General features: G+C 63.6%; 23 protein-coding genes and 1 pseudogene. 5 read left to right on the top strand and 19 right to left on the bottom strand.

Annotated features, from left to right (window positions below):
* Nucleotides 1–111: 111 nt before the first annotated feature.
* The 3 genes from IM737_RS09215 to IM737_RS09205 all read right to left on the bottom strand — a co-directional run bounded on the left by IM737_RS09215 (nt 112) and on the right by IM737_RS09205 (nt 1,975).
* Nucleotides 112–1,161, bottom strand: coding sequence for a 5-(carboxyamino)imidazole ribonucleotide synthase (locus IM737_RS09215; protein ID WP_236899900.1), 1,050 nt, complete (start codon nt 1,159–1,161; stop codon nt 112–114).
* Nucleotides 1,162–1,200: 39 nt separating this feature from the next.
* Nucleotides 1,201–1,695 (bottom strand): 5-(carboxyamino)imidazole ribonucleotide mutase, encoded by a 495-nt coding sequence (purE, locus tag IM737_RS09210; RefSeq protein ID WP_236899618.1) that lies wholly within the window; start codon nt 1,693–1,695, stop codon nt 1,201–1,203.
* Nucleotides 1,696–1,768: 73 nt separating this feature from the next.
* Entirely contained in the window at nt 1,769–1,975 is a 207-nt protein-coding gene (locus IM737_RS09205) for a YdcH family protein (protein WP_442874198.1), read from the bottom strand.
* A 163-nt stretch (nt 1,976–2,138) separates the two neighbouring features.
* Between IM737_RS09205 and IM737_RS09200 the strand changes: the two genes are divergently transcribed.
* A complete protein-coding gene (locus IM737_RS09200) occupies nt 2,139–2,312 on the top strand; it encodes a YdcH family protein (RefSeq protein WP_236899616.1) in 174 nt (57 codons plus the stop codon).
* A gap of 68 nt (nt 2,313–2,380) precedes the next feature.
* Here the strand turns inward: IM737_RS09200 and IM737_RS09195 are convergent, their stop codons facing one another.
* The 4 genes and pseudogenes from IM737_RS09195 to IM737_RS09180 all read right to left on the bottom strand — a co-directional run bounded on the left by IM737_RS09195 (nt 2,381) and on the right by IM737_RS09180 (nt 6,909).
* Entirely contained in the window at nt 2,381–3,148 is a 768-nt protein-coding gene (locus IM737_RS09195) for a sulfite exporter TauE/SafE family protein (RefSeq protein WP_236899615.1), read from the bottom strand.
* A 23-nt stretch (nt 3,149–3,171) separates the two neighbouring features.
* Nucleotides 3,172–5,022: a monovalent cation:proton antiporter-2 (CPA2) family protein gene (locus tag IM737_RS09190; RefSeq protein ID WP_236899614.1), complete on the bottom strand. Its 1,851-nt coding sequence runs from the start codon at nt 5,020–5,022 to the stop codon at nt 3,172–3,174.
* A gap of 230 nt (nt 5,023–5,252) precedes the next feature.
* Nucleotides 5,253–5,769: pseudogene (locus IM737_RS09185) on the bottom strand (DUF1013 domain-containing protein); the annotation flags it as partial.
* Between the two features lie 144 nt (nt 5,770–5,913).
* On the bottom strand, nt 5,914–6,909 hold the full coding sequence (locus IM737_RS09180) for an NAD(P)H-quinone oxidoreductase (protein WP_236899899.1): 996 nt from the start codon (nt 6,907–6,909) through the stop codon (nt 5,914–5,916).
* Nucleotides 6,910–7,011: 102 nt separating this feature from the next.
* Here IM737_RS09180 and IM737_RS09175 point away from each other — a divergent pair, with 102 nt between their 5' ends.
* Complete coding sequence (locus tag IM737_RS09175; RefSeq protein WP_236899612.1) at nt 7,012–7,194, top strand: DUF1192 domain-containing protein; 183 nt, start codon at nt 7,012–7,014, stop codon at nt 7,192–7,194.
* On the opposite strand, the gene IM737_RS09170 is transcribed toward IM737_RS09175, so the two are convergent.
* Nucleotides 7,184–7,393 (bottom strand): hypothetical protein, encoded by a 210-nt coding sequence (locus IM737_RS09170; protein ID WP_236899611.1) that lies wholly within the window; start codon nt 7,391–7,393, stop codon nt 7,184–7,186. The genes IM737_RS09175 and IM737_RS09170 overlap by 11 nt on opposite strands.
* 416 nt (nt 7,394–7,809) lie before the next feature.
* Here IM737_RS09170 and rcdA point away from each other — a divergent pair, with 416 nt between their 5' ends.
* Nucleotides 7,810–8,328 carry a protease adaptor protein RcdA gene (rcdA, locus tag IM737_RS09165; RefSeq protein WP_236899610.1) on the top strand — a complete coding sequence of 173 codons (519 nt, stop codon included), beginning with the start codon at nt 7,810–7,812 and terminating at the stop codon, nt 8,326–8,328.
* An 87-nt stretch (nt 8,329–8,415) separates the two neighbouring features.
* On the opposite strand, the gene rpmE is transcribed toward rcdA, so the two are convergent.
* On the bottom strand, nt 8,416–8,637 hold the full coding sequence (rpmE, locus tag IM737_RS09160; protein ID WP_236899609.1) for a 50S ribosomal protein L31: 222 nt from the start codon (nt 8,635–8,637) through the stop codon (nt 8,416–8,418).
* A 222-nt stretch (nt 8,638–8,859) separates the two neighbouring features.
* Here rpmE and IM737_RS09155 point away from each other — a divergent pair, with 222 nt between their 5' ends.
* Nucleotides 8,860–10,680, top strand: a complete 1,821-nt coding sequence (locus tag IM737_RS09155; protein WP_236899608.1) for an ABC transporter transmembrane domain-containing protein — start codon at nt 8,860–8,862, stop codon at nt 10,678–10,680.
* 132 nt (nt 10,681–10,812) lie between these two features.
* On the opposite strand, the gene IM737_RS09150 is transcribed toward IM737_RS09155, so the two are convergent.
* Together IM737_RS09150 and IM737_RS09145 are read right to left on the bottom strand one after the other, a co-directional pair.
* Complete coding sequence (locus tag IM737_RS09150) at nt 10,813–11,838, bottom strand: peptidoglycan -binding protein (RefSeq protein ID WP_236899607.1); 1,026 nt, start codon at nt 11,836–11,838, stop codon at nt 10,813–10,815.
* 3 nt (nt 11,839–11,841) lie between these two features.
* The gene (locus tag IM737_RS09145; RefSeq protein WP_236899606.1) at nt 11,842–12,849 is read right to left on the bottom strand and encodes a flagellar motor protein MotA; all 1,008 of its coding nucleotides are present in this window, start codon (nt 12,847–12,849) and stop codon (nt 11,842–11,844) included.
* 137 nt (nt 12,850–12,986) lie between these two features.
* Here IM737_RS09145 and IM737_RS09140 point away from each other — a divergent pair, with 137 nt between their 5' ends.
* Complete coding sequence (locus tag IM737_RS09140; RefSeq protein WP_236899605.1) at nt 12,987–13,730, top strand: DUF1868 domain-containing protein; 744 nt, start codon at nt 12,987–12,989, stop codon at nt 13,728–13,730.
* 6 nt (nt 13,731–13,736) lie between these two features.
* Here the strand turns inward: IM737_RS09140 and IM737_RS09135 are convergent, their stop codons facing one another.
* The 8 genes from IM737_RS09135 to IM737_RS09100 form a co-directional block, all read right to left on the bottom strand.
* Nucleotides 13,737–14,510, bottom strand: coding sequence for a bestrophin-like domain (locus IM737_RS09135; RefSeq protein WP_236899604.1), 774 nt, complete (start codon nt 14,508–14,510; stop codon nt 13,737–13,739).
* A 38-nt stretch (nt 14,511–14,548) separates the two neighbouring features.
* Nucleotides 14,549–15,343: an inositol monophosphatase family protein gene (locus tag IM737_RS09130; RefSeq protein WP_236899603.1), complete on the bottom strand. Its 795-nt coding sequence runs from the start codon at nt 15,341–15,343 to the stop codon at nt 14,549–14,551.
* 2 nt (nt 15,344–15,345) lie between these two features.
* Nucleotides 15,346–15,912: an elongation factor P gene (efp, locus tag IM737_RS09125; RefSeq protein WP_236899602.1), complete on the bottom strand. Its 567-nt coding sequence runs from the start codon at nt 15,910–15,912 to the stop codon at nt 15,346–15,348.
* A gap of 121 nt (nt 15,913–16,033) precedes the next feature.
* Nucleotides 16,034–17,134 carry a tetratricopeptide repeat protein gene (locus tag IM737_RS09120; protein WP_236899601.1) on the bottom strand — a complete coding sequence of 367 codons (1,101 nt, stop codon included), beginning with the start codon at nt 17,132–17,134 and terminating at the stop codon, nt 16,034–16,036.
* Nucleotides 17,131–17,730, bottom strand: a complete 600-nt coding sequence (locus tag IM737_RS09115; protein WP_236899600.1) for a thiamine phosphate synthase — start codon at nt 17,728–17,730, stop codon at nt 17,131–17,133. The genes IM737_RS09120 and IM737_RS09115 overlap by 4 nt, the downstream gene beginning before the upstream one ends.
* Before the next feature lie 167 nt (nt 17,731–17,897).
* Nucleotides 17,898–18,926: a class I fructose-bisphosphate aldolase gene (locus tag IM737_RS09110; RefSeq protein ID WP_236899599.1), complete on the bottom strand. Its 1,029-nt coding sequence runs from the start codon at nt 18,924–18,926 to the stop codon at nt 17,898–17,900.
* A gap of 72 nt (nt 18,927–18,998) precedes the next feature.
* Complete coding sequence (locus tag IM737_RS09105) at nt 18,999–19,409, bottom strand: GNAT family N-acetyltransferase (RefSeq protein ID WP_236899598.1); 411 nt, start codon at nt 19,407–19,409, stop codon at nt 18,999–19,001.
* A 38-nt stretch (nt 19,410–19,447) separates the two neighbouring features.
* Entirely contained in the window at nt 19,448–20,650 is a 1,203-nt protein-coding gene (locus tag IM737_RS09100; protein ID WP_236899597.1) for a phosphoglycerate kinase, read from the bottom strand.
* Nucleotides 20,651–20,659: the final 9 nt, after the last annotated feature.

The following is a 20,659-nucleotide window of genomic DNA, read 5'->3' as shown; positions in this document are numbered from 1 at the left end:
GGCGCTGAAGAAGCGCACCTCACCATGAGGGCTGTTATTAGTTCGGAGTCTCAGTAGCCCTCATGGTGAGGTGCGAGCTCTTCGCGAGCCTCGAACCACGAGGGCGTGCCGCTACCGCCGCACGATGCGATTGATATGCCCCATCTTCCGGCCAGCCCTTACGTCCGTCTTGCCATAGAGATGCGGCTGGGTGTTGCCATCCAGCCCGCCGGGAACGATCAGAACCTCGTCGCCGACAAGGTTTTCCATCACCACGTCGGCCATGCGAGCGGGGTCGCCGAGGGGCCAGCCGAGGACGGCGCGGATGTGCTGTTCGAACTGGTCGGTGAGGCACACCGCTTCGGTCCAGTGGCCCGAATTGTGCACGCGCGGGGCGATTTCGTTGACCATGAGCGTCGGCCGCTCGCCTGGAATGACGAAGAACTCGACGCCGAGTACACCGACATAATCGAGCGCCACGACGATGACCTTGGCCAGCATGGCCGCGTGTTTTTCAAGGCCCGGCGGAATATCGGCCGGGACCGTGCTGGTGTGGAGGATGTGGTGGCGGTGCACGTTTTCGGCAGCATCGAAGGCGCGGACTTCGCCCGAGGCGTTGCGGGCGACGACGACCGAGATTTCCTTGTCGAAGGGCACGAAGGCTTCGAGCACCAGCGGCTTGGGTTCGAGCTCGGCAAATGCTGTGGCTGCTTCGCTGCGCTCGCGGATGACGCGCTGGCCCTTGCCGTCATAGCCCAGCCGTGTGGTCTTGAGCACGGCGGGCAGGCCGAGGGCGTCGATAGCGGCTTGGAGGTCGGCCAGGGTTTCGACCGCACGGTGTGGCGCTACGGGAATGTTCTTGCTGGCGAGGAAGCTTTTTTCCGCCAGCCGGTCCTGCGAAATGGCCAGCGCATTGGCGCCGGGGCGCAACGGCTTGCGGGCCGCGAGAAACTCGGCGGTCGCCGATGGCACGTTCTCAAATTCGTAGGTGATCACGTCGACCGAATCGGCGAAGGCGGCGAGGGCTACCTCGTCATCATAGGCGGCGACAGTCTTGTGGGGGGTAACCTCGAAGGCCGGGCTATTGGCGTCGGGGCAATAGATATGCGTCCGCATGCCGAGCTTGCTCGCGGCCAGCGACAGCATGCGGCCGAGCTGACCGCCGCCGAGAATGCCGATCATGCTGCCTGCCGGCAGCGGAGAAGAGTCGTTGGCCAAGGCTTACTCGGTATCTGCGGGAAAGAGCGGGACGGCGGCGGTCTGGCGGGCGCGGAAGGCGTCCAGCCGGTCGGCCAGGTCATCGTCGGAAAGCGCTAGGACGGCTACCGCTATCAGCGCAGCATTGATGGCGCCCGGCTCGCCGATGGCCAATGTGCCGACGGGAATGCCGCCTGGCATCTGGACGATGGACAGCAGGCTATCCTGGCCGTTGAGCGCCTTGGATTTCACCGGAACGCCGAAGACGGGGAGGGGGGTCATCGAGGCGATCATGCCCGGCAGGTGGGCAGCGCCACCGGCCCCTGCGATGATCACCTTGAAACCCTCGGCCCGCGCGTTGGTGGCGAAATCGATCAGGCGCTCGGGGGTGCGGTGGGCGGACACGATGCGCGCCTCGTATTCGACTTCGAGCGCCTCCAGCGTCTCGGCGGCGAGGCGCATGGTGGGCCAGTCGGACTGGCTGCCCATGACGATGGCGACGGGTGGTTTGGTCAGCATGGAGTCGTCCCTCAAGCTCCACAAAGCTCGCCACTAGCCCAATTTCGGCCACACATCAAGGCGGCGCGGGGCATCAGGCGATGATGTCGGGCAGGAGAATATTCTCGAGCTGGACGATGCGATCCTTGAGCGCCAGCTTCCGCTTCTTGAGGCGCTGGATCAGCATGCGGTCGGCCACATGCGACTCGGTCAGCGTATCGATGGCCGCGTTGAGGTCCGAGTGTTCCTGGCGTTTTGTCGCCAGTTCCAGACCCAAGCTGGCTTCCTGTTCCTTGGTCAAATCGAACATAGATCCAGCGTGTCCCCGACGCCTCATACTTACCCTTGGTTAACCGATCACGCGGTGTTTTGCACCCGTTTTCCAACAGGCCCATCAAGGCAGTCGACAAGTCGTGAATTATTTGTGACGATTGATTCGTCCACTAGGCTTTCAAGGAGTTGTCATGACGACTGAAGGGCATATCGCGGCGCTGGAACGGCGCCATCAAGAGTTGGACCGCCAGATCCAGGCCGAGATGAGTAATACCCGGTACGACGATCTGACGGTAGCGGCGCTCAAGCGCAAGAAGCTCGAAGTGAAGGACGAACTCTACAAGTTCACTACAACCACCCAATAAAAGCGGCGCAGAATTTCCCGATAGGGGATGAAGGGTCACAGCACATGCTGCGGCCCTTTTTTGTTGCCTCAGGCGCCGGCAAGCAGCCCGGTTGTGCTTTTCCAGATGATGTAGAGCGCCAGCAGGAATACCAGCCAATAGGCGATGCGGTAGAACCAGACCATCGAGATACGCCGCACCAGCCATACTCCGATCAGCACGCCGGCAATGCCCACCGGGACCAAGGTCGCGGACAGCTGCAGGCTGTGGAGGCTGAGTTGGCCCAGGAAGAAGTAGGGCACGAGCTTGGCCGTGTTGACGATGGCAAAGAACACCGCGGAAGTGCCGGCATAGAGCGCAGGCGACAGGCGCTGGGGCAGCACGTAGATCTGGAAGGGCGGGCCGCCCGTGTGGCTTATGAAGCTGGTGAAGCCCGAAAGGCCACCCCAGAAATTTCCCCAGGCCCTTGAGGGCCGCAGGCCCTCAAGCTTCTTGCGCAACGGCAGGAGGGCATCGAGAATGAAGAGCAGCGTCACGACGCCTACAAAGAGCAGGACTCCATCGTCCGACACCACGGACCATAGTAGCCAGCCCAGCAGCGTGCCGACAGCGGCGCCCGGCAGCATGATACGGATGATGCGCCAGTCGACGTCCTTGCGATAGGTCCAGACAGCGATGGCGTCCATGGCCAAAAGGACCGGGAGCATCATGCCGGCAGCGTCGCGAGCCGGCATGACCAGGCTGAGCAGCGGCACGGCAACCATGCCGAGACTGCCGAGCAGTCCGGCCTTGCTGAGGCCGACAATGAGTACCGCGATCACGGCGACCGTGACGAAATAGGGATCGAAGATGGGCATGGGATAGTCCGGAGGGCGTCGTACTACTCGGTACGCTTCGGCTCCGCATTGTCAACTGGAATGGTAGGACGATCGGCGCGCATGGCGTCGTTCAGCAGGCCCATCGAACTGCGGACCATCCCGACATAGGCGTCTTCATCATCGCGGACGGCGAAGCTGTCCTGCAGCAGTTGATTGTCGTGCGTCTCAAAGGCGCGGGCGGTGCGCTCGGCTTCGTCTGGTGAGCGGCCGAGCTTGACCAGCACCTTGGCACCCAGGCTGATGGCGGAGAGGAAGGTTTCACGCTCGAACACTTCCACGCCCAGGGCCATCAGTTCGTGGGCATGGCCGCGATCGATGGCGCGGGCAGCAATCTGCACCTGCGGGAAATGCCGGCGGATATTGCGGGCAATGGCCAAGATGCGGTCGGACCCGCCGACGGCGATTACCACCAGTTCGGCCTGGGCGACGCCTGCAGAATGCAGTAGGTCGACCCGCGACCCGTCGCCATAGAACACCTTGACGCCGAACTTGCGCACCAGATCGATCTGCGCCGGATCGTCGTCGATCAGCGTCATCTCGAAACCCTGGGCGCGTAGCATGCGGGTGACGATCTGGCCGAAGCGGCCGTAGCCCAGCACGACGATGTTGCGCGGATGGTCGATGGCGTCGCTGGGCCGAGCGTCATGGCGCGCATCCAGTTGCGGCGCCACCAGGCGATCAAAGGCCAGCAGCAAGAGTGGCGTGGTGATCATCGACAGGGCAACGGCGACGCTCATGACGTCGTAGTCGGCTGCCGCGATGGCCCCAGCACTTTGCGCGAACTGCAGGATGACGAAGGCGAACTCGCCGGCCTGACTGAGCAGGATGGCGACCAGCAGGCGGTCGGCCAGATGCATGCGGAAGATCGAGGTCAGCACAAACAGCACGGCGATCTTGATGCCGACAAAGCCCAGCACGATCGCAAGGATGCGCAGCGGTTCGGTGACGAGCACCGAAAAGGCGATCGACATGCCGACCGAGATGAAGAACAGGCCCAGCAGCAGGCCCTTGAACGGCTCGATATTGCTTTCGAGCTCGTGGCGGTATTCGCTGTCGGCGAGCAGCACGCCGCCGATGAAGGCGCCAAGGGCCGGTGACAGGCCCAGATATTGGGTCAACAAGGCCGCGCCGACCACGAGAGCCAGTCCCAGCGCGGTGAAGGCCTCGCGCACGCCGGTGCGGGCGACATAGCCGAGCAACGGGCGGACGAGGTAGCGGCCGAGCACGATGGCGGCAAGGAAGGCGCCGATCAGCGTCAGCGGTAGCAGCCAGTCGCTCGGCGTGTCCATGACCTGGACGGCCTGCTCGATCTCCTGATTGACCTCGGACGGGCTCGCGGCAATGGCGAGCAGCGGAATGGCGGCGAGGATGGGGATCACTGCCACGTCCTGCACCAGCAGCACGGCGAGGCTGGTGCGGCCGGAATCGGAGCGGGTGATGTCGCGCTGCTGTGCTGATTGCATGGCGATAGCCGTGGATGACATGGACAAGGCCAGGCCCACGATGATGGCAACGTTGAAGGCAAAGCCGGCGGCGAGCATGGCCACGGCGATGATGGCCGTGGTGAGCACCAGCTGCATCACGCCAACGCCAAGCACCTTGTGGCGCATGCGCCAGATTTCGGAGGGCTGCAGGTCGAGGCCGATCAGGAACAGCATCATGACGATACCGAATTCGGCGACGTGGCGGGTGGTTTCGGAATCGGCGACGAGGCGGAGGCCGTAGGGGCCGATCAGCACGCCCGCTGCAAGGTAGCCCAGAACGGTGCCAAGGCCTGCCGCCTTGGCCAGCGGCACCAGCGCGACGCTGGCTGCCAACAAAACGAAGATGGCCAGCAGGATGTTGTTTTCCATTCCGCTGGCCGAACCTTCTTAGTTGTCGGTGTCGCTCTTGAGCGACTTGAGCTTGGAGAACACGGAGTCCGCGTCGAAATCGTCCTGCGCCTGCTCGGGGCGGTGATCGTTGGCGGCAAATTCGCCATCCGGACCTTCCGAGTGGCCACGGGCGCCGGAGCGGGCGAGGGCTTCCTCGGCCGTCATCAGCATCGTGCCTTCTTCCGGCTCGTCGACGCCCGGGCCGCCCTTGCTCGAGCGCTTGACCTCGAGGTCGAGGTCGATCTGGCTGCAGAGGCCCAGCGTCACCGGGTCCATGGCGGCGAGGTTGGCGGAGTTCCAGTGGGTGGATTCACGCACCGAGTCGATGGTCGACTTGGTGGTGCCGACCAGACGCATGATCTGCGCGTCCTTGAGCTCGGGATGGTTACGCACCAGCCACTTGATGGCGTTGGGGCGCTCGTTGCGGCGCGAGATCGGGGTATAGCGGGGACCCTTGCGCTTTGCCGCAGCGACGCGAACCTTGGGCTCGCTGAGCTTGAGGCGATAGCTGGGATCGCCCTCGGCCTTCTCGATTTCTTCGCGGGTCAGCTGACCGTTCTGGATCGGGTTGACGCCCATGATGCCGCCGGCGACATCGCCATCGGCAATGCCTTGAACTTCAAGCGGATGCAAAGTGCAGAAGGCTGCGATCTGTTCGAACGACAGCGCCGTGTTGTCCACGAGCCAGACGGCGGTCGCCTTGGGCATCAACAGTGGCGTGGTCATGATAAATCTCTCCTGCAGGCGCGGCCGGTTTTCCTCCGGGCCGCTCCGCCTCTTTGCTTCATGCTGAGGGGGAACAGGTTGCAATATATGGATTTGGTCCCCGATCCGCAATGGGATTGTGGATATGATCCACTTCTACTGTCGCTATTTCCCTGCCCCGAACGGCGTGACTAGGACGATCTTGCCGATATGCTGCCGCCCTTCCATCGCCCGATGGGCGCCTGGAGCGTCGTCAATCGGAAAGGTCGTGATATCAGGTTTGAGGAAACCGGGCGCCGATAGCGCCGGCAGCAGGTCCTTGCGGATGCGGTCGGCGATGGCGGCCTTGGTGGCCGGCGTCTGCGGACGGAGCGTGGAGCCGGACAGGGTCAGCTGCTTGGCCATGATGGCGCGTAGCGATACGGGCGCCGTGGCGCCGTCGAGCGTTGACACCTGCACGATATGGCCACCGCGTGCGGAGGCCGCGATGTTCTTTTCCGTCATCGCGCCGCCGATAATGTCGACGACGCGGTCGACGCCCTTTCCGGCGGTCAGCTCCAGCGCGCGGGCGGCGACGTCTTCGATTGTGTAGTCAATCGTCGCGATGGCGCCGAGCCGTATGGCATAGGCGGCTTTGTCGGTCGAGGAGACCACGGCAATGGCCTGGGCGCCGAGGATGGTCGCGATCTGGATCGCCGCGCCGCCGATGCCACCGGCTGCGCCATGGACCAGCACGGTCATGCTGGGCGCGAGGCCCGCGCGCATCACCAGGGTTTGGGTGATGGTGAACCAGGTCTCAGGCAAAGCGGCCGCTTCGATCAGCGTCAAGCCAGTGGGGACCGGCAGAACCTGCCCAGCCGGCACCGCCACGAAATCGGCATAGCCGCCGCCATTGCAGAGCGCCATGACGCGGTCGCCGGCCTGCCAATCGGTCACGCCATCGCCAACCATGAAGATTTCGCCAGCCACTTCGAGCCCCGGCAGCGGTGATGCGTCCGGTGGCGGATCGTAGTGGCCGCGACGCTGGGCCAGATCGGGACCATTGACGCCGGCCGCCGCGACGCGGATCAAAACCTCGCCGACGCGGCAGGGCGGCATGGCCCAAGTCTGGCGTTGAAGGACGTCGGGGCCGCCGGGACTGCTAATCGCGACTGCTTGCATGTTAGCGGGAGTTGTCATGCGCGCATGCTCGTCGAAGCGGGCTTGCCGGGCAAGCCTCGTGCGCTAGACTATTGGGAGAACAAGAGGCGCAAGGAGGCTGGCATGGACGACGAAGACATCAAGAAGCCTAAGGCCCACGAAGTCGGGATGGCAATCGATACGATGTCGGTGGAAGAGCTGACAGATCGGATCAGCCTGCTGGAAGGCGAGATTGCCCGCCTGCGCGTCGCAATCGACGCGAGAGGCGCGACGCGCAAGGCAGCCGATTCGATCTTCAAATTCTAGCGGCGAAGGCGCTTTCGGCGTCGACCTTGCCGAGCGTGCGGGGCGACCGCAGCTGATAGACCGTGCGCGTCGAGCTGGGCTGCGTGACGGCACTATCCAGCTTGGCTGGTGTCATCACCTCGGCGGCGCGGCCATCGGTTGCTACCACCATCAGCGCGACGAGAAGGCCAGCGGCTGCTCCAGCGGATATCGTTGTCATCGTCGTCTCCCATCTCGGCATAGCGCCAATATCCGCACCATGCCCTGGTCGGGCTGCACGGGATCGGAACGGGTCATTCATAATCTGTTCACCATGACTTGCTGGAAGCGAGAACAGTCAACAAAGGCAAAAGTTCCAAGGTTAAGAAATCGACTCCTGTTAACTAGCAATTAATCTCTTGCTGCTAACTTGAGGTTATTCAGATCTTCTGGATTTTTCAGAGTGGTTTCTCCCTCTGTTTGACGCCTCCCTGTTAACTTCGAGAGCGGTTCTTACCGCTCTTTTTTCTTTTCTGGGGTATGGTCTGGTCATCGTATCGCCCTGATCTTAAAGCTCTTTTCAGGTTGATTGCAGCCTGGGGATGACGGGGTGGGCATTTGCGCCTAGCATGACACGATGCGAGAGGAGCCGATGGCTTGACCGATCTGAACGAGACAGGACCAGCCATTGCCATCGGGCCGCGTATCGTGGCCTCCGGCGGCTTCGACCTGCTCTATCGTGAAGGCATGGCCCTGATCGAGGAAGTGGCCGCTTATCTTGATGGCGACGGACGCGCCGACAGCCGTATCCTGGGTCGCGAAGCCTCATTCCTCTATGCCACCGAATCGATGCGCCTGACGACGCGACTGATGCAGCTCGCCTCCTGGCTGCTGCTGCAACGTGCCGTCAACGAAGGCGAGATCACCAAGGAAAATGCCCGCTCCGAGAAGGAGAAGGTCAAGTTTTCGGCGACGCCCTCCGAGCGCGGCGGCCCGGGCTATGACCAATTGCCCGAAGTCTTGCGCAATTTCGTCGACAAAGGCGACCGCCTGTTCGATCGCGTGATGCAGTTCGATACGCTCGAACGCGGCAAGATGCCGGAACTCGATCCAAGCACGGCCAATGGCATTGCCGATCAGCTGGCACGGCTCAAGGCGGCTTTCGCGCGGGCCTGAGGCTTCTCGATCGTGGCATGCCGAGCCCACGGCAAACAAAAAGCCCGGCGCAATGGCCGGGCTTTTCGAATTCCAACAGAGATCGGCTTAGATGCCGAGGCCCTTGAAGCGTTCCTTGAAGCGCGAGACGCGGCCGCCGCGGTCGAGCAGCTGGCCCGTGCCGCCGGTCCAGGCCGGGTGGGTCTTGGAATCGATGTCGAGCTGAAGGGTGTCACCCTCTTTGCCGTAGGTCGAACGGGTCTGGTACTTGGTGCCGTCGGTCATCACCACATTGATCAAGTGGTAGTCCGGGTGGATATCAGCCTTCATCGCAGTCGCCTCAAATCAAACGGGCGCCTGAGCGCCCGGAGAGCCATCTAGAACTTCGTGTTGGCGGCTTCATACAGAAAGCCTGACCGATCTGCAAGGGCGTGCCGCGGCAATTTGCTGCCGGACAAAGCTGTTGCCCGTACCGGGTGCAGTGCCTATATCGGTGCCTCAGCGCGCCCGGGGCTTCCGGGCGGACCTCGACCAGAATGGCGTAACCGATCGATGACAGACCAGGCGGTCCCGGTTCAGGCCGATCCAGACAAGATTGTGCCCAAGGACGTCATCACGCCGCGCAAGCTGCAGCCGCTGCGGCGCCTGATGCCGTTTGTGCTGCGCTATCCGGTGCGACTGGCGCTGACGGTGCTGTTTCTGCTGGTGTCGGCGACGTCGTCGCTGGCGATCCCGGCGGTGCTGGGCGGGGCGATCGATGAAGGCTTCCTCACCAAGAACCTTGAAAACGTCACGCGCTATGGCTGGCTGATCGTCGGAATCGCGCTGATCATGGGCGTGGCCAGCGGCGCGCGCTTCTATTTCATCTCGATCATCGGCGAAAAAGTGCTGGCCGATCTGCGGCAGGCCGTCTTTGCCCATTTGCTGGGGCTCGACGCCCGCTATTTCGATACCAACCGGGTGGGCGAGCTCACCAGTCGGCTCAATGGCGACGTGGGCGTGATCCGGGCTGCGGTCGGTTCGAGTTTCTCGCTGGCCCTGCGCTCCATCGTCACCATCATCGGTGCGCTGGTGATGATGTTCCTCACCAGCCCGGTGCTGACACTGGCTGTGGTTATTGCGGCGCCAGCCTTGCTGTTCCCGATCATCGCGTTCTCTCGTCGGCTGCGTGGCATGTCCCGCCGCACCCAGGATGCGCTGGCCGATCTTTCGGCCATGGCGACGGAGATGCTGGGCGCGACGCGAACCGTCAAAGCGTTCACGCAGGAGCCGGTACAGTCGGCCATCTATGACGAGCGCAGCCAGGACAGCTATCGTGCCGAGGTCAAGCGGCTCGGGGCTCGCGCCGTGCTGGTTGGCATGGTCATTTTCCTCGGCACGGCTGCCGTTGTCTTCCTCATCTGGTGGGGCGCCCGCTCGGTGTTCGAGGGTACGGTCACGGCGGGTCAGCTGGCGCAGTTCCTCGTCTATGCGCTGATGGCGTCGGGCGCACTGACCAATGTCAGCGAAGTCATGGGCATGCTGGCCACCATTTCGGGCGCGACCGAACGGCTGACCGAAATTCTCGATACCGAACCGGCCATCAAGGATCCGGTCAATCCGGTTGCCCTGCCGGTGCCGGCTTTGGGCACGGTGACGTTCGAGCATGTCAATTTTGGCTATCAGACCGGTGGGCACGAGCTGGTGCTGACCGATCTCAATTTTACCGTTGGCTCGGGTGAAACGGTGGCTCTGGTGGGGGCCTCGGGCTCGGGCAAGTCGACGACGCTGTCGCTGTTGCAGCGTTTCTACGATGTCGGGTCCGGGGCAATCCTGGTCGACGGCGTCGACCTGCGCAAGGTCCGGCTACGCGATCTGCGCCAGCGCTTCGCCTATGTGGAGCAGGAGCCGACGATCTTTGCCGGCACGGTGGCCGACAACATCCGCTTCGGCAAACCCGAAGCCAGCGATGCCGAGGTCGAAGCGGCGGCCAAGGCTGCGCTGGTGCATGACTTCGTCACGGACCTGCCGATGGGCTATCAGTCGATGGTCGGCGAGCGTGGCGTCATGCTGTCGGGCGGGCAGAAGCAGCGCCTCGCCATTGCCCGCGCCATCCTCAAGAACGCGCCGATCCTGTTGCTGGACGAGGCTACCAGTGCCCTCGACGCGCAGAGCGAGCGGCTGGTGCAGACGGCGCTTGAACATCTGATGCAGGGCCGCACTACGCTGGTCATCGCACATCGCCTTGCCACGATCCGCGACGCCGACAAGATACTGGTGCTCGATGCCGGGCATATCATCGATCAGGGCACGCATGACGAGCTGGTGGCCAAGGGCGGGCGCTACGCGGAGCTGGCCCGGTTGCAGTTCCGGCTGGATGACGTGGCGGGCTGAGAGCCACGCCCTCGTGGTTCGAGGCTCGCAAGAGCTCGCACCTCACCATGAGGACTACTGGGACACCGAGCCAACGACAGCCCTCATGGTGAGGTGCGCTTCTTTAGCGCCTCGAACCACGAGGGCGTGGCGCTAACCCTCGGTCAGCTTGAACTCGATGCGCCTGTTCCGCCGATAGGCCTCATCCGTCTCACCCGGATCGAGCGGCGTAAATTCGCCGAACCCTGCGGCGACCAGCCGGTTGGGCGATACGCCGCGCGTCACCAGATACTGCGCCACCGAGATGGCGCGGGCGGCTGACAGTTCCCAGTTCGAGGGGAAGCGGGCATTGCTGATCGGGCGGCTATCGGTGTGGCCGTCGATGCGCAGCACCCAGTTGATGTCAGGTGGAATCTCGGTTTCGAGCTGCAGGATGGCGTCGGCCAGGGCGTCTAGATCGGGCAGACCTTCGGACTGGACGTCGGCCTGGCCGGGCTCGAACAACACTTCGGACTGGAACACGAAGCGGTCGCCGACGACGCGGACATCGGCGCGGCCTTCGAGGATTTCGCGCAGGCGGCCGAAGAAGTCGGAGCGATAACGGGTCAGGTCCTGCACGCGCTGGGCCAGCGCCAGGTTGAGGCGGCGACCGAGGTCGGCGATCTGGGTGCGGGATTCGGTGTCGCGAGTTTCCGAGGCTTCGAGCGCGGCCTCCAGCGCGCCGATCTGGGTGCGAAGAGCGGCCAGCTGCTGGTTGAGCAGGGCCACTTGTGCATTGGCCTCGTCGGACAATTCCTGCGCCGACAGCAGATCGTCCTGGAGGCCGGCGATGGTTTCGTCCTTGCCGTCGATACCAGCACCGATGCCGGCCAGCTGCGTGTTGAGATTGGCATTGTCAGCCTGGGCGGAGCCCAATGTCGCCGTCAGCGTGGCGATCTGGGTGTTCAGGTCGTCCGCGTTGGCGCGTTCGAGCTGCAGCAGGTCGGTCAGCTCGGCGATCTGGCTGTTGAGGCGGGCGAGGGCGGTGTCGCGGCCTTCCAGTTCCTGGCCCAAGAAGAACTGGGTCAGCATGAACAGGGACAGCATGAAGATGATGACGAGCAGCAGGCTCGACAGGGCGTCGACGAAGCCGGGCCAGTAATTGGCCTCGACGCGCCGGCGGGAACGGGCTCCCGGCATGGGCTAGTTCCGCCGATCGGTGTCGGATTGGGTCAGCACGGCGTCGATCAGCTCCCGCAGCTTGCGGTTGGTCTCGCCCTGCTCGTCGATATGCTTGCGCAGGTCATCCTGCTCGGTGCGCATATGCTTGACCAGACCGTCGATGCCGCGTGCCAGCTCGGCCATGGCGCGGATGGCGTTCTGGCTCGAATTCTGGTTCTGCATCGAGCTTCCGAGCTTGTCGAACATGGCCTGCATTTCCGGCCCGCCGGCATTGGCCTGCATGGCGGTGACCGGATGGTCGAGCTCGGTCATCGAGGTCATCCAGTCTTCGAGATCGGTATAGAAGGCGTTTTGCGCCTGGCTGGTCTGCAGGTCGAGAAAGCCCAGCACCAGCGAGCCGGCGAGGCCGAATAGCGAGGATGAAAACGCCGTGCCCATGCCGCCAAGCGGGGCGGACAGGCCCTCGCGCAGACTGGCAAACTGGGAGGCGGAATCGCCGTTGCTGACATCGAGGGCGTTGATGACACCGGCCACCGAGGTGACGGTTTCGAGCAGGCCGTAGAACGTGCCCATGAGGCCGAGGAACACCAGGAGGCCTGTAAGGTAGCGCGAGGTGTCCTTGGCTTCGTCGAGGCGGTTACCCACCGAATCGAGGATGGAGCGCATCGAGGACGGGGTGATCACCGCCTCGCCGATCCGCTCGCGCAGGATGCCGGCAACCGGGGCGAGCAGGATGGGCGGGCGCACATTGGTGGTGCTGCCGTCCTGCAGAGAATTAACCCATTTCACTTCGGGAAACAGGCGGATGACCTGGCGGAAACTGAGGAAGATGCCGACGAACAGGGCAAAGAAGATCAGCGAGTTTATGAAGGGGTTGGCCCAGAAGAATGTGAGAATCTGGGTGCCGAGAATGGCGGCAACCAGCGCCACCAGCACGAGGAATATCAGGATCTTGACGAGATAAACGGTCGGGCTGGCCAGGTGGTAGGGATCGTAGCCTTGCGTCATCTTGCCTGAAACCTTGCCCATACGCGCAAATCACAGTGCGCAGACTAGTCAGCGCAGTTAGGCGTGACAATGACAAAGGTTAACGAGTGGCCAAGCGTCATGGAAGCTTCGTCTTGCAGCACTATGCGGTTGGCCGATCACAACCCGGATATTTGCTGATGCCTCTGAATCTGGACGAACTCGCCGCCCACTATGGCCAAACAGCGCATGCTTTGCCGCCGCGGCATCTGGGCACCCGCTATGACCGGTCTGGTGTCTTCCAGCCTGAGCCGGGCAATACCGTGGTCTGTCATCTGGTGGAAGGCTCCGAAACACAGAGCGTGCTCGCGGACGTCCGCGACCGCTTCCGGGCCATGCCCGATGCCGGCAAGCTCGCCTTCACACCGATCGAGAGCTACCACATGACCCTGTTCCAGGGCATTATCGAGGGCCGCCGCAACATGCCCTATTGGCCGGCGGACGTGGCTGGCGATACGCCGATCGCCGAGATGACCGAACTGTTCGCCAAGCGCCTAGAGCTGTTCGCGCCACGCAGGCCGTTCAATGTCGAGGTTACCGCTGTGGTGCCGACAGGCTTGATCGTCGACGGCGTTACGGACGAAGACCGCTATGCCATGGCTGATTGGCGCAATGGCTTTGCCGAGGCGTTCGGCTATCGCCATCCCGACCATGACAGCTACCAGTTCCACATCACCATGGCCTATGTCATCGACTGGCTCGACGATGCGGCGCTACCGGGCTGGAAGGCCACGCTCGATCAGGCCTTTGCCGACATTCGGCGTCGTGCGCCTGTCATCGAACTGCGCGCCCCAGCTTTCTGCAGTTTCGAGGACATGAATTGGTTCGAGGAGCTGCGTGTGTTTGAGAACAGCCCGCATTCGACAGCAGTTGAACCGGCCTGAGCCCGCTTACTGAGACGGCGCCGAGATCTGCTCGTATAGCCGCTCCATCGGTGCCGGCGACAGCGCCGCTGGCGCTGCATAGGGGTTGGAAAAGCCGTAGATCAGGAACAGGATGACGCCGGTATAGGCGCTGAACAGGCTCATCAGCACCAGGTTGTGCGGCTCGGGGCGATGGCTGTAGTAGCCCAGGGCGATCAGCACGACTCCTGACAGGGCGGCGAACCAGAACAAAACGAAGACTGACCCACTGCCATCGGCGTCCCGCAGATTGCGGGCGGTTGCGATGGCATGGAGCTGGGCGATCATGTGGTCGCGCAGGCTGGTCTGGCGCGCATTCGCGGGTTCCAGGTCCAGCGCCATGGCATAGGCCCGCTCCCATTGCAGCCAGGCTTCGGCGCTGAGCCCTTCATCGCGGCCGAGCGATGGCCATTCGGACTCGATGATTTCCCGCGTGTAGGACACCATGGTCTGCTGCAGCGGCATCAGTGCCACCGGGTCGTAGCGCGCCGCGTCGTTATAGACATCGGCGATGGCGCTGGCCTCGGTCGCCGTATGCGTTTCGAGGCGCTGATATCCGGCCATTTCCTGGGCGAAGACGAGGGCGAGGATCAACCCGTGCAGGGCGCCGATGCGCATGACCATGGCGCCAGCCATTTCCGGGTGGCGATCCGGCGGCGCCTTGCGCGTGAACCAACGCGCCGTCAGGTAGACGGCAAGCGACAGCGCCACGGTGCCGGCGATAAAGATCGTTCCAACGAAGATGTCGTAGAGATGGCCCATGCCCCAGCCTCTCCGGGCGGGGGCAAAGAGTCAAATACCTACTGGATCGAGCGCAACTGCTTGAGCAGGGCGGCCTGGATGCTTTCGTTGCCGGCGACAACTTGGCCATTCCAAACCGAGCCCGGACTGCCGGCATAATCGGACACGAAGCCACCGGCTTCCTTGACCATCAACAGGCCCGGCGCCACGTCCCAGGGGGCAAGGCCGGCTTCCCAAATGGCGTCGTAGCGACCCGAGGCCAGCCAGGCCATGTCCACCGAGATGGAGCCCGAGCGACGGATGCCGGCAACGGCGGGGTTGATATGGGCCAGCTGGCGCAGTTGCAGCGCGTCGTTGGCTGTGCCCTGGGTCTTGATGCCCGTGCAGATCACGGCATCAGCCAGCGACTTGCGGCCGGCGACACGCAGGCGCTTGCGATCGTTGAGCCAGGTGCCGCCGCCCTTTTCGGCAGTGTAGAGCTCGTCCATCACCGGATTGTAGATGACAGAGGCGACGATCTCGTTGGCGCGCTCCAGGGCAATCGCGACCGCGAAGAGCGGGATCGAGTGGAGGAAGTTGGTGGTGCCGTCGAGCGGATCGATCAGCCAGCGGTGCTGGCCGTCGGTGCCGGCGACCTCGCCGCCTTCTTCCATCAGGAAGGCGTAGGTCGGGCGGGCCTTGAGCAGTTCGTCATAGACGATCTGCTCTGCCCGGAGATCGGCCTTGGACACGAAATCGGCCGGGCCCTTGCGGGAAACCTGCAGGTTCTCGACTTCGGAGAAGTCCTTGGTCAGCGACTTGCCGGCCTTGATGGCGGCGTTGACCATGACATTGAGGATTGCTGAGCGTGCCATGATTAGTCGGCCCGGCGCATGTAGGTGGCCTCGGTCGTATCGACGACGATGCGTTCGCCCACAGCGATGAAGGGGGGCACCAGGACCCTGAGGCCGTTCGAAAGGATAGCCGGCTTAAACTGGCTGGAAACGCTCTGGCCTTTCTGCACCGGGTCGGCCTCGGTGACTTCGAGGATGACGTTGGCGGGGAACTTGATGCCGAGCGGGGTTTCCTCGTGCATTTCGAGCGTGATCTTCATGCCGTCCTGCAGGAATGCAGCGCGCTCGCCGACGAAGTCCTTGGGCAGCTCGACCTGCTCGTAGCTGTCCTGGTCCATGAAAACGAGGCTGTCGCCCTGTTCGTAGAGATAGGTGAAGTCACGGAATTCGAGTTCGACGGTTTCGACCGTTTCGGCCGAGCGGAAGCGCTCGTTGAGCTTGGTGCCGCCAAGGATGGCCTTGAGTTCGACCTGGGCATAGGCGCCGCCCTTGCCGGGCTTCACATGGTCAACCTTCACCGCGACCCAGAGGCGGTCCTGGTGGTTGACGACATTGCCGGGGCGGATTTCGTTGCCATTGATCTTGGCCATGCGGATGCTGCTTTCGGGTACGCGAAATTGTCGGAGCGGGCCACGCGCGCCGGATGCGGCTGGCCGAAGGTTGATTGAGCTGGTTGGCGTGCCGGCTTATTGCCTCAGAACGCCCTGATATTCAAGGGTCTTGCGCCGCGGGTGTCTCGGCGGAGGGCACCTCGGTCGGCACCGGCAGGGTCGGGCCGGTCGTCTCAGGCACCCCGGTGGTAGGGATTTCGAGGATGGTTTCCTCGGTGGGCGGGCGCGACGGCCAGAAGCGCGCCCGTTCCTCGGCGCTGGCCAGCTCGGCCTCCGGAATGGAGACCAGCAAGCGATCGAGCGACGGATCGCTCAGCCCCTGGCGGCGGGCCAGCGCGCGCCACATGGCGGCGTCTTCGAGATTGAGCGGCACGCCTTCGCCGACAGCCAGGAGCTTGGCATAGCGGTTCTGGGCCACGGCATTGCCGGCATCGGCGGCGCGGGCATACCAGGACACTGCGGCCGCCACGTCGCGTTCGATCCCCTGGCCCATATAGAGCAGTGTCGCGTAGTCAATCTGCGCGGCGATCAGGTTCTGCTCGGCGGCGAGGCCAATATAGCGCGTGCCTTCGGTCGGATTGGGCGCCAGCCCGGCGCCTTCGATCAGCATGCTGCCATAGTCATACTGCGCTTCCGGCAGGCCGGCATCGGCGGCCTCTTTCATCAGGCCGGCGGCCGTGACGAGGCTGGGCGCGGCATAGGTGCCTTCCACATGCAGCAGGGCCATATTGTACTTGGCGGGAATGTAGCCCGCATCTGCCGACTTCTTGAACAGATCGGCGGCACGCGCGCGGTTCTTGGGCACGCCGATGCCATCCTGATAGAACAGCGCCAGCTCGAACGTGGCGAGCATGTCGCCATTGTCGGAGGCCAGCTGGTACCAGCCGGCGGCGCGCTGATCGTTCTGCACCACGCCCAGGCCCTTGGCGTAAAGCTCGGCAATCAGTGTCTGGGCCGCAGCGTCGCCCTGCTCCGCGCGGGGCAGTGCAAATTCCAGTGCCGTGAGAAAATAGCCGCGTTGAAAGGCACCGAACGCCAGATCGGTCGGCACGCGCGGACCGAAGACCTGCTCGCTGATGAGCTCGGCGGGGTTGGGTTGGGTATCCTCGGTCGCAGCGGGCTCGACTGGCGCCGCAGCATCCTGGGCCAGCGCCGGCAGGGTCAGCAGCGGCAGGACCAGCAGGGGAAACAGGCGCCTCATGCACTCTCTCCCAATGCGGAAACGATGGCCGCCACGGCTGCGGCGGGTGAAGGGGAAGACCAGACGCTGGTCGACAAAGCCAGAAACTCGGCGCCGCGGCTATCGGCATCGGCGCCGGCCTGCGGATCGCTCAGTACGGCGGGAATTTCGAACGTCGATGCCCACCACTCTGTGAGGTCGATTGCAGCAGGGTCGCTCTCGCCATCCAGCGGACCGAACATCAGGTAATCGACATCCATTTCGCCCGCGGTCATCGCGTCGTGACGGCTGCCGACATTGCCGACGCCAACGATCAGATCAGGCTTGAGTGCGGCCACAGCATCCTTGACGGCCTTGGGACCGCCAGTCACATGCAGGCCATCGGCGCCGAGGCGTTTGGCCAAGGCGGCGTCGTCTTCGAGCAGCACCGCGCAGCCGGCGCCCTGGCCGACATTGATCAGCGCGGTGGCAAGCCTGGCATAGCTGGCATCGTCCAGTCCGCCGCGGCGGACGAGCAGGGCCGAGAATTCGGCTTTGCTCAGCACGGCCATCAGCGTGGCGGGAAAAGTTTCCGGATCGGCAGCGACTGGGGTGATCAGATAGAGCTGGGGGGGCATGGGGTTCCGGATACTCGACGCGCGCTCCTCATGTGGCCGGGTATTTTGGCGACAAAGAGGACGTTTCTCCAATAGGCGAAGCCAGGAACCGGCGCAAAAGAAAATGCGCGCCCCCTGGGAGGAGGACGCGCATCAGTTATGACGTTGGGACGTCGGTAGAACAGGAATTATGCGGCGCGGTCGAGCTCGCCGGTCCAGTTGCCGAGGGCTGCCAGCGAGTTCATGTGCGCGCGATGGGTGAAGGCGGCCTGGGCGGCGGGGAAGTTCTCGCGGCGACCGGCCCAAGTGCGCAGAGCAACGTTCTGCAGGGCGCGACCATAGGAGAAGGTCATCGGCCAGGGCTTGCCCTGGATCTGGTTCATGGCGGAGAGGTGCGCGGTGGCCTCTTCATCGGTCTGGCCGCCCGACAGGAAAGCGATGCCGGGGACGGCAGCCGGGACATGCTCGCGCAAAACGGCGACGGTGCGCTTGGCAACGTCTTCGTAGCTCGGCCGCTCACGGGAATTGACGCCCGGCATGATCATGTTGGGCTTGAGCAGCATGCCGGCCAGGTCCACGCCGGCGAGGCGCAGTTCCTTGAAGGTGTTTTCCAGCACGTCGCCGGTCACAGCGGCGCAGCGTTCCATCGAGTGATTGCCCGGATCGCCGTCGCCAACCACTTCCGGCTCGACCACCGGCACGATGCCGGCTTCCTGGCAGAGGATGGCGTAGCGGGCCAGGGCGTGGGCATTGGCGCGGATATTGTTGCGGGTCGGGGCTACGTCGTTGATGGTGATCACGGCGCGCCACTTGGCAAAGCCCGCTCCGAGCGCCGCGTAGCGTTCGAGGCGCTGGCGCAGGCCATCAAGGCCCTCGGTGATCTTCTCGCCATTGTCGCCAGGCATCGGGAAGGCGCCGCGGTCGACCTTGATGCCCGGAATGACATCGGCATCGGCAAGAATGGCGCGGAACGAGGAGCCATCGGCGGCCGATTGCTCGAGGGTTTCCTCGGTGAGGATGACGCCCGAGATGTAGTTGGTCATCGCGTCGGTCGAGCGGAACAGCATCTCGCGATAGTCGCGGCGCAGATCGAGCGAATTGGGCAGGTTGATCTTGGCGAAACGCTTGGCAATCGTGCCTTCGGATTCGTCGGCCGCCAGGATGCCCTTGCCGGGCTCCATCAGCTTCTGGGCAATGGCATTGAGGGACTTCGGCATCGGTCTGACCTCGGGAACTGGATTTGACCGGAGATTAGACTTTCGTTTTTTGCCGCGCGATTAGACCTGTGGTTATGCGACGAAAGGCGGAGGAGCGGCCGTCTCGATGCGATAGATCATTTCTGGATCGTCGGCATCCAGTCCCTCGATTATGCCGCTCGGCACGAAACCCATTTGGGCCAAGAGCGCCTGCATGGCGGCGTTGGACTGGTTCGTGGAGGTCCAGAGCTGCGGGGTCCGGCAGTTCGCTATGGCATGGCGGATGATGGCCTGCCCGATGCCGCTCCGCCGATGCCGGGGATCGACCATGACCAATTCGAGCATGCCGCGATGGAAGAAGTGGTGGTGCAGGACACCATAGCCGACCGGCTGGCCGTCGCGGCTGGCCAGGAAGCAGAAGCCGGCATCGATCCATGCGGCGATTTCGGCAACGCGAGCCGGTTCGAGGGTCGCGACGCTATCCAGTGAAACCAGCGCGGCCACGTCGTCCGGCGCGGCTGGCCGGATGACGATCGCGGAAATTACTTCTTCAGCGCGTCCACGCCTGGCAGGGGCTTACCTTCCATCCACTCGAGGAAGGCGCCACCGGCGGTGGAGACATAGGTGAAGTCGTTCTTCACCCCGGCATGGGCGAGGGCGGAGACGGTGTCACCGCCGCCGGCGACCGAGGTCAGCTTGCCGTCATGCGTGCGCTTGGCGACGTGCTTGGCGATGGCGACGGTGCCGGCATCAAAGGGGTTCATTTCGAAGGCGCCCATCGGGCCGTTCCACACCACGGTGTGGGCATCGTCGATGGCGCCAATGATGCGCTCGATCGAGGAGGGGCCGATATCGAGGATCATTCCGTCATTGTCGATGGCGTCGACGCCATAGAGGCGGGTAGGCGTATCGGCCTTGAAGTGCCAGGCGACCACAGCGTCGATCGGCAGAATGATAGCGCAGCCGCTGTCGATGGCCTTGTCCATGATGCGGAGCGCGGTCTCGGCCAGGTCCTTCTCGCACAGCGACTTGCCGACGCCATAGCCCTGGGCGTGCAGGAACGTGTTGGCCATGCCGCCGCCGATGACGAGGCCATCGACCTTGGTCACCAGGTTTTCGAGCAGGTCGATCTTGGACGACACCTTGGCGCCGCCGACGATGGCGACGACGGGCTTCTTTGGCTTGCCGAGGCCGGCTTCGAGCGCTTCCAGTTCGGCCTGCATGGCTAGGCCAGCGGCCGCCGGAAGCAGATGGGCCAGCGCAGCCGTCGAGGCATGGGCGCGGTGGGCGGCGGAGAAGGCGTCGTTGACATAGACGTCGCCGAGACTGGCCATGCGCTGGGCCAGCTCGACATCATTGGCTTCCTCGCCGGGATGGAAGCGGGTGTTTTCGAGGATCAGCACCGAGCCTGCAGGCGCCGAGTCGATCGCCGCCTTGGCGGCTGAGACATCGATCCAATCGGTGGCGACGAAGCCGACCGGATGGCCCGTCTCGTTGGCGACGGCCTCGCAGACCTGTTCCAGTGAGAATTCCGGATCGACCTTGCCCTTGGGGCGGCCGAAATGGCTGAGCAGGATCGCCTTGCCGTCGCGCTTGACGATCTCTCTGATAGTGGGGACCAGGCGTTCGATGCGGGTGGCGTCGGTCACCTTGCCGTCGGCCACCGGCACATTCAGGTCGGCCCGGAGCAGCACGCGCTTGTTGGTGAGATCGAGCTCGTCGAGAGTCTTGAAATGCGCGCTCATGGCGATGGC

Origin of the sequence: Devosia sp. SL43 (genome assembly GCF_021729885.1) — a bacterium.
Lineage (GTDB): Bacteria > Pseudomonadota > Alphaproteobacteria > Rhizobiales > Devosiaceae > Devosia.
This window is presented reverse-complemented; position numbering and strand designations above follow the sequence as displayed.